Here is a 14,355-nt window from a genome sequence, read left to right as displayed (position 1 = left end):
AGATGATTTATCCCGCCACTGTCTCATTTGTATCAGCCTCTTTTTGTTTCAATCTCTCTAAGTAAACATTCGTTTTATACGAGCAATAGAAAAACGCTGCTGCAATAAGAAACCCAAAGACCCAACCATTGATTTTCATGAAAAATAGGATTCTATCATAGCCTCCAACACCATAAATATTTATTAAAAATTGTTTTAACCCTGCCCCCACAAAGCTTCGAAGTGCAAAGATGATTGTTAAAAGGTAAAAGGCGGGCAAAATCTCTTTTTGCTTGTACAAATTTAAACTATCATCCCGTTTGTATCCTTGTAGAAAAGCAATATCTGCCCCAAAATAAAGCGCAAGTGGTCTTCTAAAAAGTATGGTTCCTAGAAAAAAGCAGCCAAACAACACCGATACATATACCGAATTTTGTAACATAGCAAAGGCATTTCCAGATAGGATGTCAACCATTGTGCTAATTAACAGTGTTCCTAAAATAAACATACCTGTTACATTAAATTGCTTTTCTACAACAAAACGTACAATGGTATAAATAAAACCAGGGACAGTCGATAATAAAATGGCATAATAATCACCTAAAGGTTCTTGCCCAAACTTCCATATTACATAAGGTAGTGCTAAATAAAAGAGCAAATCACATACAACAGTTTTACTTTTCATCCTTCCACCAAACCTATCTTTTTCTCTTTATCATACCATTAAATGTAAAAAGTAGAATTGTATTTATGAGTTAAAAACTACTTGTATGTTAAAATGAAAAGAACGAGGTGAAGCGAATGATCTATGTTGGTGTAACGGGGTGGGGGGATCAAAATTCTTTATATACCTCAGGGATTTCCCCGCGAGATAAATTGAAAGAATATGGAGCTCACTTTCCAGTTGTAGAAGTGGATGCATCCTTTTATGCTATTCAGCCGAAACAGAATGTAGAAAAATGGGTGAAAGATACGCCAGAAGGCTTTCAGTTTGTTGTGAAAGCCTATCAGGGAATGACAGGTCATCAGAGGGGAGAAATACCCTTTGAATCAAAGGAGGAAATGTTTCTTGCCTTTAAAGAATCTATCATTCCTTATCAGGATGCTGGAAAGCTTTCGATGGTACTATTTCAATTTCCACCATGGTTCGAGTGCAAGAAAGAGAATGTGGATTATTTGCGCTGGTGTAAGATAAAGATGGGAGACACAAAAGTGGCTCTCGAATTTCGAAACCAAACATGGTTCCAACCAGAATATTATGGAAGGACCCTCGACTTTATGGAAAAAGAAGGGTGGATTCATAGCATATGTGACGAACCGCAAGCGGGAACAGGATCGATTCCAACAGTATTACATGCTACCACTAACGAAAATACCCTCGTACGACTCCATGGACGAAATGTGCATGGATGGACAAAGTCTGTTCCAGGTAAAGACTGGAGAGAAGTACGTTATTTGTATGATTATAACCACTCTGAATTACTAGAATGGAAGGCTAACTTGGAAACTCTTACGTTACAAAGTAAAGATATAATTGTATTGTTTAACAATAACTCTGGTGGACATGCTGCTGGAAATGCCAAACAATTGATAGAGCTACTAAATATCGAATATACAGGCTTGGCACCTAAACAGCTCGATTTATTTTAAGGGGAGAGAAGGAAGTTTGCGGCAAATCAGAATTTTACATACCAATGATATTCATAGTCATTTTGACGCTTATCCTAAATTGGCGACTTTTTTACAGAAAGAAAAGACTGATAACCCTACAGCATTGGTGGACATTGGTGATAATATGGACCGCTTTCATCCTATTACCGAGGCGACAAGAGGAAAAGGGAACACTAAATTACTACAATTGCTTCAATACGATTTTGTGACAATTGGAAACAATGAAGGAATAACTTTGGAATATAAAGAACTCTCGGAATTATACAAAGAAGCAAGATTTTCTATTCTAATTGCTAACCTTTATGAACAAGCAGGCAATAGACCAGTTTGGACAAAGCCCTATGAATTGAAAGATTATGATGGAATAACTGTTGCGTTTATTGGGTTAACTGTATTCTATGAACATTTTTATTCATTGCTAGGGTGGAAGATGGAAGATCCTTTTCTCTCACTTGAGAAGCATATACCTTCAATGAAACAGGAAGCAGATATTATTGTTGTCCTTTCTCATCTAGGTATTTCTGATGATGAAGAGATTGCAAGAAGGTTTCCTGATATTGATGTGATACTTGGAGGGCATACCCACCATGTTCTACCTGAGGGGAGATTTATTGGAAATACTCTTGTTTGTGGCGCGGGTAAGTACGGGCAATATATTGGTGAAGTGAATTTAACCTTTGATATGGATAGAAGCGAATTGGTTAAAAAACATGCAAAGCTACATAAGCTTGAATTTTTTGAACCTGATAAGCAAGTAGTAGAGACAATTAAAGAAATGCAAATAGAAGCAAATGAAACCTTAAATCAAAAGGTGGGTTTTTTAACAGAATCCCTTCCGGTTAAGTGGTTTTCTCGCTCCATTTTTCCAGATGTATTGGCGAACAAGTTGAAAGAATGGTGTGAGGCAGACGTTGGGATGGTTAACTCTGGGGTTCTACTTGATGGTTTACAAGAAGGAGAAGTTACACTTGGGATGTTGCACCGCATTTGTCCACATCCAATCAATCCTTGTCGAGTAGTTCTTACTGGTGAAGAATTTAGGGAAGTAGTCCAGCAAGCACTTGATCCAGAAATGGAGCAACTAAGAGTAAAGGGTTTTGGTTTTCGCGGGGAAGTAATGGGAAGAATGGCTTTTAGCGGGGTAAGATTTGACAAAGAACCGGTTGCAGATGGAACGTCAATTATAACTGCAATCTATGTGGGGGATAAATTCTTATCTTCTTCTGACAAGATTTCGATTGGAACCATTGATATGTTCACGTTTGGAAGAATGTATCCGTCGATTATCCGTGCAAAGGAGAAAAAGTTTTATCTTCCAGAATTACTAAGAGATGTACTTGCTCATACATTTTCATGTGAATAACCTATTTTTCACACCCTTTCTATTCCTAATCATAAATTGAAATAGGAAGGGAGCGTGACCATAAAATGATTGAAATGACACCAATCACTATTAATGGCCAAACGTTTACTGCAATCACTGTACGATTACCAAAGACCAACTTTCTAGCGGTTACAAGTGATAAAGGATATATCATGTGTGGAGCGCTTGATGTAGCCCTCTTAAATGAAAAGCTCAAGGACCGCAAAATTATTGCTGGAAGAGCTGTTGGAGTGCGTACGATCGAGCAGTTAATAGAGGCACCTTTAGAGTCGATAACATTGGAAGCAGAAAATATAGGTATTGTAGTCGGTATGTCTGGAAAAGAGGCATTATTAAAGATGTTGTAGCAAAAGCCGAATATTATAAGGGCTGTTTTCGAAGAACTTTGTTGCTTTTGCAAATTGGACTCATTTCCTGCTTATAGTTAATGTAAAGGGAAAGTTAAAAAGTCTAGAAACCGATTTTTTAGTAGTTAATAGCAACAATCATATAGAAAAAGCCCTAATCACAGAAGGGAAGTCACAAAGAGATTATTTATGGTGACTTCTTTTTTCACATTTTCTTCCTAAATATCTACCCTTTATCCAATAATTTCAACTATAATAGTAAGTATAGATTTTGTCGAATTATGAAGATAGGAGAAGTTATGAGACTATTACCTACAAATAAAATGAAGCCGGGGATGGTTTTGGCCAAGTCCATATTTAACGATACCGGCAGGGTGCTGCTAAGTGAAGGGGTATCTGTCACTTCCAACATGATAGCACGTCTCCTCCAATTGAATGTTACTTACGTCTACATAAAAGATAGCAGGATCGATGGCATGGAGATTCCTACCATCATTTCTGATAAAGTCCGCAAAGAAGCTATAAAAACAATTACATCAACGTTTCAAGCCATTGAAAATGAAAAAGAAATAAGTAAAAGATTTGTAATAGATAAATCATCGAAGAATCTTAAAGCACTAATAGAGAAATTGTTATCAGACATGAAATCGAATGAAGAAATTTCCACATTGCTTACGGATGTATATGTGCACGACAATTACGTGTTTACCCATTCCTTGAATGTTACTCTTTATTCATTGTCTATTGGCCTTAAGCTAGGTCTTTCTCGCAAAGACCTAGAAATACTAGGGTTAGGTGGCATCCTCCATGACATAGGAAAAATGCTCGTCCCAAATGAAATCTTGTTTAAGCCTGGCAAACTTTCAAGTGAAGAATTCAAAGAAATGAAAATGCATGCGACATACGGCTTTGATATTTTAAGAAATATGCAAACCATACCGCTATTAGTGGCTCATTGCGCATATCAGCATCATGAACGATTGAACGGCAGTGGATATCCACGGGGAATTAAATCAAATGATATCCATTTATTCGGGAAGATATTAGCGGTTGCAGATGTTTTTGATGCAGTGACATCACATAGAGTTTATCGAAGTGCTATGCTACCGCATGAAGGACTAGAGGTATTATATTCCGGATCAGGTACTTTATATGAACCAGTAATAATCGAAGCCTTCCGAAAATCAGTAGCCTTATATCCGTACGGATTGATGGTTACCTTGAATGATGGAAGAAAAGGGTTTGTTGTAGGTCAGAACAAAGAGTTAACAGAGCGTCCAATCATCCGAATAGTTGAACAAGAGGGTGAAGAATTGGAAAATACGTATGATATTAATCTTAAAGATCATTTGAATATAGCAATAGTAGATTGTGATTGTCAAACCAATGTAGCAGCTGTAAGCTAAATTCTGATGTCATGATATGAATGAGTGAAATATTTCCTTTGTTCAAAACTAGGAAATATGATATAGTATTCTAGTAAATAATATATACTTCCCTTATCATACGATGAGGTAGAGGCTGCATAGCATAAGAGTAGTACTACTGGAGGGTGACACCTAAGATAGTAGAAGAAAGGATGCTGTGCCGAAGCAATTCAAGCTGTCGAACTTGTATTGCTGGGGTTATCTTGAATAAGGATAACACTGCCATTATGACCGGTACGGACGGGTTTGTAATGGAGGGCTACTGATCGGATGGAGGATAACACATTACACGGTAATGATAGTTATTTTCTATCATTACTTTTTATTTTGTTTTCTTTCAGTGCCTTCCATTGATGTAATTCGTTTGAGCCGAGTCAAACATATTACAGCTTAATGGGGGTTTTTTTGTGGAAGGAACTATTTATTCGTTAATTCCTCCAGTGCTGGCAATCCTGATGGTTATCCTAACTAGAAGAGTATTGCTTTCACTTGGAGTAGGTATTTTAGCAGCCGCATTAATGTTGGCAAATTTCAACCCAGTAACAATGGTTACTTTGATTTGGGATGAAGCATTAGCAGTGTTTTACTCTGTAGGAGATAGCGAGTGGAATCTTTGGAATATTTATATTTTATTATTCCTTGTTACATTGGGTATCATTACTGCTTATATCTCCATTTCTGGAGGAAGCAGGGCATTTGCTGATTGGGCTCAAACAAAAATTAAATCAAGAAGAGGATCAAAGCTACTAACAAGCTTTTTAGGTATCATTATTTTTATCGATGATTATTTTAATGCACTGGCTGTTGGCCAAATTAGCAGACCAATTACTGACCGTTATAAGGTGTCTCGTGCTAAATTATCTTATTTAATTGATTCGACCTCTGCTCCAGTCTGTGTTATTGCACCAGTATCCAGCTGGGGAGCGGTAATAATCGGCATAATTGGAACAGAAGTTATTGCAAGACAAAATATCACAGATTTAACGGCTTTCAGTGCATTCATGCAACTTATCCCGATGAATCTGTATGTGTTTGCTGCACTTTTAATGGTATTCTTTGTTAGCTATTTTAATTTTAATATTGGACCGATGAAAAAACACGAAGAACGTGCAGTGGAATTAGGAGAACTGTATGACCCTGAAAAAGCAATTCCAGGTGAGCTTTCAGAAGAACTTCCAACAAGTAAGAAAGGTACTATCGGGAACTTAATTTGGCCGATCGTTGCTCTTTTTGTAGGAGTAATCGGTGCGATGATTTGGACAGGTGTTTCTGGAATAGATGGTACCATTACTGTCTTAGGAATTTTTGAGAATACAGATCCATCTGCTGCTTTATTTTATGGTGGTGTGTTTGCTTTAGTAGTATCACTAGTATTATTATTTGTCGAAATTTCTAAAGGTGGAGTTACTAATAGTGCGATTGGCAAAGGCTTTAAAGAAGGATCTAAATCCATGTTGCCGGCTATTTATATTCTACTTTTTGCATGGGTAATTGCCGGATTGATTGATGGTTTAGGAACTGGTACGTATGTTGCTGAGCTAGTACAAAATTCTAATATGAATATTGCATATCTTCCAGCAATCATATTTGTCATTGCCGGATTTACAGCATTGGCTACAGGAACTTCCTGGGGAACATTTACGCTATTACTACCAATAGCGGGACAGATTTCTGCAGCAACAGATATCTCGATCTTATTACCTGCATTAGCGGCAGTTCTTGCCGGTGCGGTGTTTGGAGACCACTGTTCACCGATTTCAGATACTACGATTCTCTCTGCAACCGGAGCGGGTTGTAACCATATTGATCACGTAATTACTCAAATGCCATATGCATTAATAAGTGCTGGTATGGCATTTGTTGGATTCCTTGTGCTTGGATTAACAGGAAGTACTTTGCTTGGACTTTTAGTTGTACTTGTTGCTTTTGTAATAATTGGTCTAAGTTTCAGAGTGATGAAAACAGCTAATTAAATACTATTCTAAAAAAATAAAACACCACCCTTTTTTACTTGGATTTTGTAGTATAAAGGGGCTGGTGTTTTTTTTGTTTAGGGAAAATATTGAATTAATAAGTTAAAAATAGTGCAAATAGGGAAATATAATTAGAAATGGTGAAAAATACCCATTATTTTTGTCGGATGTTGTCGTATTGGGTCGAAAAACATCTTTTTTTGACACATCCCAAAAGTCTCGTTATACTGTTCTCATAATTATATTAAAAACTCTGAAAATTCAAAATTTGAGACTCTTGAACTATTTCTTTTCTTTTATCAGAGTCATTTTACAAGGGGGAAAAATAATGGATAATAGACCGCAATGGGGTACTAGGGCAGGATTTGTACTTGCTGCAATGGGATCGGCCATTGGGCTCGGAAACATTTGGCGTTTTCCAGCAGTCGCATATGACAATGGTGGAGGAGCATTCCTAATTCCTTATCTGTTCGCACTATTAACCGCGGGTATTCCGCTATTAATTTTAGAATTTACCATCGGTCATAAGTACCGTGGCTCAGCACCACTTTCATTTGCAAGAATGAACAAAAAGTATGAATGGCTCGGTTGGTGGCAGGTTGCGATTTCATTTGTTATCTCAACTTATTACGCTGTTATAATTGCATGGGCAATTTCCTACTCGATATTCTCATTTAACTTAAGTTGGGGAAGCAATCCTGAGGCATTCTTAGTAAATGATTATTTAAAGGCAGCTGCTCCAGGCGAATTTGGAAGTTTGGTGCCATCTGTGCTTATTCCATTAGTCATTGTATGGATTATCACTCTTGGCGTCCTTTTTAAAGGAATTAAAAAGGGAATAGAAATTGCTAATAAAATTTTCATCCCAGCACTGGTAATCATTTTTTCCATCATTGTTATTCGTGCTTTGACTCTTGAAGGGGCTAATATTGGATTAAATGCATTTTTTAAACCTGATTGGGAGGCTCTTTCAAATGGACAAGTATGGGTTGCCGCATATGGACAGATTTTCTTTAGTTTATCCATCTGCTTTGCCATCATGGTGACCTATTCTAGTTACCTACCTAAAAAATCGGATATTACAAATAACGCTTTTATAACAGCATTTGGTAATTCTGGATTTGAATTATTAGCTGGTATTGGAGTATTCAGTGTACTTGGTTTTATGGCATTACAACAAGGTGTCGGTGTGGATGAAGTTGTTAAAGGCGGAATAGCACTTGCATTTATGGTGTTTCCACAGATTATTAATGAATTTCCCGCCTTTCCGCAGTTTTTTGGATTCTTATTCTTCGCATCACTTGTTTTAGCAGGACTCACATCGCTAATATCTATTGTTGAAACATTTGTTGCAGGTATTCAAGATAAGTTCAAAATTTCACGTAATAGAGCAGTTGCTTATGGTGGAGGACTCTCAGCCGTTATTTCCTTAGCCTTTGCTACACAGGGTGGATTAAATCTATTAGACGTTGCCGATTATTTCATCAATCAGTTTGGTATAGCCCTTGCTGGACTTGTTGAAATAGTTATCATTGTATGGATTTTAAAGCAATTAAAGCCACTACAGGAGCATGCAAATCTTTCTTCAGATATTAAATTAAAGGGTCTAATAGGTAATTGGTGGACAATCTCTCTATCTGTAGTTACACCACTTGTCCTTGGTTATATGATGTTTGATTTATTCAGAACAAACATAGCAGAAGTTTATGGTGCGGCAGATGGGTATACAAGAGCATTTGTCGTTCAATATGGGGTATCACTCGCAGTCGCTGCACTTGTTATCGGAATCCTATTCTCATTTATTAAATGGAAGAAGGGTGATTTAGATATTCCTGGTGCTATTTCGAAGGAGGACGATAAATAATGGAGACAAGTGCTATCATAATGATGATTGTAGGAATGGCAATTCTTTGGGGAGGCTTTGCTGGAAGCATCCTATGGGCTATAAAGAAGGGTAAAGAGGTTTAAAAGTGTAAAGCAGTTGGCTATTTGCCAACTGCTTTTACCGTTTTCTTCGATCTCCTCGTTCCCATAATTTTAAATGAGGAAAGGGATCAAATGACCATTCAGAGTATCCGTTATCTTTATACATTCCATAATGGAGGTGGGGAGGGAATTTTCCAGCGGTTCCTGGAGGTCCATATCCTGAGCTTCCCACTGATCCAATAATTTGACCAGGTTCAACGACTTGTCCTACTTCAAGATCTTTTGCAAAACCGTTCAAGTGGGCAAAATAATGGTACGTATTATTGATGTCTCTTATTCCAAGACGCCAACCGCCAAACTTGTTCCAGCCTTTAATTTCAATTATTCCATAACAAGTAGAGCGGACAGGGACCCCGTAACTGGCAAAGATATCTGTACCTTCATGCATTCTTCGGCCACCCCAGCCACGTGCATCACCCCAAGTGTTACGATAGCTAAAATTTGAGCGAATTGGAAGTGGGAAGGCGTGATTGTCTAGTTCTAATGTTTTGTAAGTACTGTATAACTTCAAGTGTCCCATAATTAGACCAACCGTTTTATCACGTTGATAGTAATCCCAAAGAGCAATCTTTAAATTCTCTTTATCAGTCCCATACGAACGAAGATAAGTTGCAAATGTGAATAAAACATCTTCATCATTGGTAGAATCTGCTTTTCCATCACCGTTGCCATCTAGCCCGACGCCATTGAAAAATTGAATATTTTCAGGGTCGGTATCTTTGGAGTTTGGGTTAAGGGGACCTGCCCATAATTCAGGTTTATAATAAATTCCAGTTACTCCTGTTGCTTTAGGGATGTCGTTTCTCACCCTTCGCACGTTCCGTTCATACTGATCGACTGCAGCAAAGTAATACCAAGGGATTTGAGTGATAGATTGCATTCTATCATATAGTTCTTGTCTTTTAGCGAAAATTTGTTCATCAGTCATTTGATCAATATCTGTAGCATTCACATAAGTAGGAAGATAACTGACTAACAGAATGATGCATAATAAAATACGTCTCAACTTCTCACTCCTTTCTGTTTTTAGTTTGTAGACTTTTCATTATTTCATTTATACTAATTCATGGAAGTGTATTTCAGGAAGGTTTTGGTCTTGTTTATTACTTAGATGTTTGGTAAAGTGACAGTGGAGTAACATGACATTTTCCATTCACAATATATAAGACAAGTTGGAGTTGATTGTATGGCTAAAAAAGAGGAGTACATACGTAAACCAGATTGGTTAAAAATCAAACTAAATACGAATGAAAATTATACGGGCTTAAAGAAATTAATGCGTGAAAATAATTTAAATACGGTTTGTGAAGAAGCTAAGTGCCCGAATATTCATGAATGCTGGGCAGTAAGAAGAACGGCAACTTTTATGATCCTTGGTGCAATATGTACGCGAGCATGTCGTTTCTGTGCAGTTAAGACAGGCTTACCTACTGAGCTTGATACGCAAGAACCAGAAAGAGTAGCAGAATCTGTTAAATTAATGAATCTTAAGCATGCAGTTATCACTGCTGTAGCGCGCGATGATTTAAAAGATGGCGGTGCTGGGATATTTGCCGAAACAATTAGAGCAGTAAGAAGAGAGAATCCATTTACAACAATTGAAGTATTGCCTTCAGATATGGGTGGAGTATTTGAAAACATCGAAACATTAATGGATGCAAGACCCGATATTTTGAATCATAATATTGAAACAGTGCGTGAATTAACTCCTAGAGTACGTGCTCGAGCAACATATGACCGTTCACTAGAACTTTTAAAACGTGCAAAAGAACTTCAACCTGATATCCCAACTAAATCAAGCATTATGATTGGGTTAGGTGAAACAAAAGAGCAAATCATCCAAACGATGGATGACCTGCGCGCAAATAACGTAGATATTATGGCAATTGGTCAATATTTACAACCATCTAAAAAACATCTTAAAGTTCAAAAATATTATCATCCAGATGAATTTGCAGAGCTGAAAGAAATTGCAATGACAAAAGGCTTTAGCCATTGTGAAGCAGGTCCGCTTGTGCGTTCTTCCTATCATGCGGATGAACAGGTTAATGAAGCATCAAAAGCTAGACAAGCTCAAGCATAAGAAGGTACAGTTTCCATTTTGGAAACTGTACCTTTTCTTAAGTTCTTGAAGATTGAGCGGGTCTAGCGCCTAGCCCTTCGAAGCCTTAAAGTGACGTGAATGAAGCAGCTTTGTCTTTATTTCTTGTTGGAACTGAACGAGGCTCTTTTTTTATTCATTCCTCATTTGTTTACCATAATCATCTTTCTCTGTTTCTTCATTACGTTCTCCTTCAGCCTCCCCATTGGCATTTTCACCATTGTTCAAACTTTTACCTTGAGGAGATTCGAGCATTTCATTAATTGTTGTTTCTAAAATTTGTTCCACTCTAGGACTGTTAGTACCTAAAGCACGAAAACGTTCTATTTCATGAATCATCTCCTGGTTATCGGAAATGTACACATGATAAAATCGAGGTACGATGGAGAGACCCGTTTTACTGACCTGATCTGCCACCATTTCACGGTCATCACTGCTTGTTTCGTAGGCAATTAAAACTTCCTGATCGGTAACAAGAGTAGCGGAATCCTGTATAGTAGGGAGTTGAATGACCATTTTGTTAATACTATTCGCAATTTCCCCATAATCAACAGTTGTAATATTTTGATTGTTTTGCGAGTTTCTCACAGGTGTAGCTTGATCTCTTTTATATCCAAACTGGGTTTGATCATGAGTGCCATCTCTAACATTATGCATATCATACCGGTGTCCAGTATTTGTGTTTTGTCCCATAAGTTCAGTTCTTGTTTGACGCTCTTCAGGAGTAGGATCAAAAGCACAAGCAGTAGAAAGGGCAGTTAATAAACTGCAGGCAGCAACTAACTTCATTGTTTTTCTCAATGGAAACACCTCCTTGCTATTAGGATGACCATAAGTTATAAATTTTGACTTAGAAATTGATGGAGAATGGTCTATAATGTAAATAAGAGTAGAAATGGAGGATTACACATGATTTGTATCGGAAATCATTGCTATGAATTGTTGGAAGAAAATCGAGATGGTTTCAATGAGGAGACATTTCGTGCCAGATATATTGATGTATTAAGTAAATACGATTATATTGTGGGGGATTGGGGTTACAATCAGTTGAGACTTCGTGGTTTTTTTGAAGACCAAAATAATAAATCAACCCATGATACAAAAATAAGCACACTTCCTGACTATATATACGAATACTGTAATTTCGGCTGTGCCTATTTTGTTTTAAAAAAGGTAAAGAAACCAGTAGAAACGAAATGAAATAAAGAGGGTACGGATCAAACTTGGTCCGTACCCATTTTATGATTATTGCATCCTCCACACTTTTTCACAAATAGTTTAAAGTAAAGAACCATAGCTTATAAACCGACTTTATACAGAATGGTTAATCCAAACTCATTTTAATGTCCAAGTGGTGGCTCTTCATTTTCTGATTTGTTATCATGTGTCGGGTGCGCACCTGGATGTTGCCTTGGAAGATCTTGATGAAGGTTTTTGTTTTCGTAATTAAAGGCACTGTAATATCGTTGACCTTCTCGCCATGGAGTACTCTTATTTTGAACAGGAGTATCTTTTCCTCTTGGAGAACCGTATGGCCCTTCCGGTAACGTTTCAGGGATTAAATAATCGTGCTGCGCTTCCACATTGGAAAAGTCAGAGTATTGTTCTTTTTGCTTATCTTTTTCTTGCTGGCTCATATTAACCATCCCTTCAAATTAAGATAATGCTTATTTTTCCCAGAATGAAGAGGGATATGAGTTTAGTTATTAGTTAAGGTAAAACAATTCATTAGACAACTTGGTATAAAAAGGAACGAAGCTCTTCTGCTTCTTCCTCATTAAGCTGGTAAGCATGTTCCAAATAACCAGGCTCGTCCAAATCATCACTGCCGATAATAGCAAAGCGATTTCCTTGAATATCTAGAACGAGGCTTTTCCCATAATAACGATCAGATTTAACTATTGCTAAATCAAAGCGATTATTATCTCCCATAAAGCTAACAAATCTTGTTTGAGTCTCTACTGTATCATCATATAAAAAGAATTTTTCTCCCATCTACTGTTCCTCCTCCAACCAATTCCAAACTTCTTCCCTTAGTATAGCAAAACCATCAGTTCGTATAAAACAGAATCTACATTTTTAGTATCTAGTCATAAAATGGGACAATTTTCTTATTTTTTGTGATAAAATAAAAGAAAAACTTTCTGTTTCCTGAGAGAAGGGAGCCATTGAATGGGGCGAAGCTGGAACCGCATAAAGAGAAACGTAAAAAAGAATGGCTCACATCTTGTTAAATTCATGCTTCCATCCAAATACTTACGTTACTACCCTCCTGTCTATATTGTGAGAAATCCTATTGAAGAACGTGTTTCACATACGTTGAAAAAAGGATTTCAAATTGCAGTAGTTTCTTTTTATTTCCCTGGTTTAGAAGGTATTATTAAAAGGTTGGGAAACCGTAAGTATATATCGTGCCGTGAAGTCGTCAAAGCTCAACTTAGAAAGGTCATTCAAGATACGTTTACAGATGAACAAGTTGTCTGTTTGCATGAACAGTATAGTGATGGTATATCATTACTTATTAAAGTCGATGCAAATGATTATCGTCAGACCGAATTGAATGATAAATTAATTGAAGTGAAGAATAGAATTGAAGCACCTACATACAAACACTTAGATGATGAGCATTTGACCATCCAGTTTGGCTATGTTTTTCTAGATTCCAGTCATTATTCTTTACCTGAATGTATGTTGAAGGCACATCTTCAAGCAATGGCAATGGCGGAGAAACAAAGTAAATTGCATTACCAGCATTTATTGTTTCAAATGAATCATATTATATCAACGAAGTCCATCACCCTTCTTGCTCAGCCCATTATGGATGTATCCAGAGGGGGAATTAAAGCCTGGGAGTTACTAACAAGAGGCCCTAAAGAGTCCGTTATGGAAAATCCTCTTCAATTGTTTTCCGTAGCTAAGCAAACGGGCAAATTATTTTTACTTGAACTGGTGATACTTGAAAAAGCTTTTCAACTTATTTACCAATGTAAAATGAAGGAAGCAGTTTTTATTAACTTTACACCAACAACCTTGAATGAAGTTGAGTTAATTGAGAAGGTGTTATTTCTTCTGAAAAAGTATCCGGCGATCATTCCTAAAAATATTGCCTTTGAAGTAACGGAACAAGATTCAACAGATGGATTAAGAAATTTTGAGCGAAATATACAAGCATTAAGAGAGCTAGGCTTTCAAATTGCGGTGGATGATACAGGAGCTGGCTATGCAAGCTTACATACCATCAGCAGAATAATGCCAGATATCATAAAAATAGATAGATCGGTTATTCAAGATATAGATAAAAGTCAAGTGAAAGAAAAGATGTTGCAAGGATTGCTATTAATAGCTAGTGAAACGGGCTCACTTGTGGTTGCTGAAGGAATAGAACGCCAAGAGGAAGAGCAAATTTTGTTTAAACACAAAGTAGATATGGCACAAGGGTATTTTTATGCAAAACCAAAGCTGTTACAGCCAATAAGCTGACACATGG

General features: G+C 37.1%; 15 protein-coding genes and 1 riboswitch. Of the genes, 10 read left to right on the top strand and 5 right to left on the bottom strand.

The genetic code is table 11. From position 1 onward, the window contains the following. Positions 1-7: 7 nt before the first annotated feature. Positions 8-664, bottom strand: a complete 657-nt coding sequence (locus tag LRP81_RS09230; protein ID WP_230500974.1) for a VC0807 family protein — start codon at positions 662-664, stop codon at positions 8-10. A gap of 116 nt (positions 665-780) precedes the next feature. Between LRP81_RS09230 and LRP81_RS09225 the strand changes: the two genes are divergently transcribed. The 7 genes from LRP81_RS09225 (at position 781) to LRP81_RS09195 (ending at position 8,749) form a co-directional block, all read left to right on the top strand. Continuing rightward, positions 781-1,629 carry a DUF72 domain-containing protein gene (locus tag LRP81_RS09225; RefSeq protein ID WP_230500973.1) on the top strand — a complete coding sequence of 283 codons (849 nt, stop codon included), beginning with the start codon at positions 781-783 and terminating at the stop codon, positions 1,627-1,629. Positions 1,630-1,645: 16 nt separating this feature from the next. After that, positions 1,646-3,013 (top strand): bifunctional metallophosphatase/5'-nucleotidase, encoded by a 1,368-nt coding sequence (locus tag LRP81_RS09220; protein ID WP_230500972.1) that lies wholly within the window; start codon positions 1,646-1,648, stop codon positions 3,011-3,013. A gap of 65 nt (positions 3,014-3,078) precedes the next feature. Beyond that, positions 3,079-3,381 (top strand): YunC family protein, encoded by a 303-nt coding sequence (locus LRP81_RS09215; protein WP_230500971.1) that lies wholly within the window; start codon positions 3,079-3,081, stop codon positions 3,379-3,381. A 299-nt stretch (positions 3,382-3,680) separates the two neighbouring features. Further along, positions 3,681-4,787, top strand: a complete 1,107-nt coding sequence (locus LRP81_RS09210; RefSeq protein ID WP_230500970.1) for an HD-GYP domain-containing protein — start codon at positions 3,681-3,683, stop codon at positions 4,785-4,787. A 101-nt stretch (positions 4,788-4,888) separates the two neighbouring features. Then, positions 4,889-5,078, top strand: a riboswitch (Lysine riboswitch). Positions 5,079-5,215: 137 nt separating this feature from the next. Beyond that, complete coding sequence (locus LRP81_RS09205) at positions 5,216-6,781, top strand: Na+/H+ antiporter NhaC family protein (RefSeq protein WP_230500969.1); 1,566 nt, start codon at positions 5,216-5,218, stop codon at positions 6,779-6,781. Positions 6,782-7,109: 328 nt separating this feature from the next. After that, on the top strand, positions 7,110-8,645 hold the full coding sequence (locus tag LRP81_RS09200) for a sodium-dependent transporter (protein ID WP_230500968.1): 1,536 nt from the start codon (positions 7,110-7,112) through the stop codon (positions 8,643-8,645). Further along, complete coding sequence (locus LRP81_RS09195) at positions 8,645-8,749, top strand: methionine/alanine import family NSS transporter small subunit (protein ID WP_230500967.1); 105 nt, start codon at positions 8,645-8,647, stop codon at positions 8,747-8,749. Before LRP81_RS09200 ends, LRP81_RS09195 begins: the two co-directional genes overlap by 1 nt. Positions 8,750-8,783: 34 nt before the next feature. Here LRP81_RS09195 and LRP81_RS09190 read toward each other — a convergent pair whose 3' ends face one another. Then, positions 8,784-9,695 (bottom strand): M23 family metallopeptidase, encoded by a 912-nt coding sequence (locus LRP81_RS09190; protein ID WP_399207408.1) that lies wholly within the window; start codon positions 9,693-9,695, stop codon positions 8,784-8,786. A 258-nt stretch (positions 9,696-9,953) separates the two neighbouring features. Between LRP81_RS09190 and lipA the strand changes: the two genes are divergently transcribed. Further along, on the top strand, positions 9,954-10,850 hold the full coding sequence (lipA, locus tag LRP81_RS09185; RefSeq protein WP_230500966.1) for a lipoyl synthase: 897 nt from the start codon (positions 9,954-9,956) through the stop codon (positions 10,848-10,850). A 150-nt stretch (positions 10,851-11,000) separates the two neighbouring features. Here lipA and LRP81_RS09180 read toward each other — a convergent pair whose 3' ends face one another. Beyond that, positions 11,001-11,669, bottom strand: a complete 669-nt coding sequence (locus LRP81_RS09180) for a YhcN/YlaJ family sporulation lipoprotein (protein WP_230500965.1) — start codon at positions 11,667-11,669, stop codon at positions 11,001-11,003. A 108-nt stretch (positions 11,670-11,777) separates the two neighbouring features. Between LRP81_RS09180 and LRP81_RS09175 the strand changes: the two genes are divergently transcribed. Next, positions 11,778-12,068, top strand: coding sequence for a YutD family protein (locus LRP81_RS09175; protein WP_230500964.1), 291 nt, complete (start codon positions 11,778-11,780; stop codon positions 12,066-12,068). 140 nt (positions 12,069-12,208) lie between these two features. Here LRP81_RS09175 and LRP81_RS09170 read toward each other — a convergent pair whose 3' ends face one another. Next, on the bottom strand, positions 12,209-12,505 hold the full coding sequence (locus LRP81_RS09170) for a cytosolic protein (RefSeq protein WP_230500963.1): 297 nt from the start codon (positions 12,503-12,505) through the stop codon (positions 12,209-12,211). Between the two features lie 91 nt (positions 12,506-12,596). After that, the gene (locus tag LRP81_RS09165; protein ID WP_230500962.1) at positions 12,597-12,863 is read right to left on the bottom strand and encodes a DUF3055 domain-containing protein; all 267 of its coding nucleotides are present in this window, start codon (positions 12,861-12,863) and stop codon (positions 12,597-12,599) included. A 177-nt stretch (positions 12,864-13,040) separates the two neighbouring features. On the opposite strand from LRP81_RS09165, the gene LRP81_RS09160 reads away from it, so the two are divergent. After that, complete coding sequence (locus tag LRP81_RS09160; RefSeq protein ID WP_230500961.1) at positions 13,041-14,348, top strand: EAL domain-containing protein; 1,308 nt, start codon at positions 13,041-13,043, stop codon at positions 14,346-14,348. The last annotated feature ends 7 nt before the right edge of the window (positions 14,349-14,355 follow it).

Origin of the sequence: Sutcliffiella rhizosphaerae (assembly GCF_917563925.1) — a bacterium.
GTDB lineage: Bacteria > Bacillota > Bacilli > Bacillales > Bacillaceae_I > Sutcliffiella_A > Sutcliffiella_A rhizosphaerae.
The sequence above is the reverse complement of the archived record's forward strand: the minus strand, read 5'-3'. Positions and strand labels throughout refer to the sequence as shown.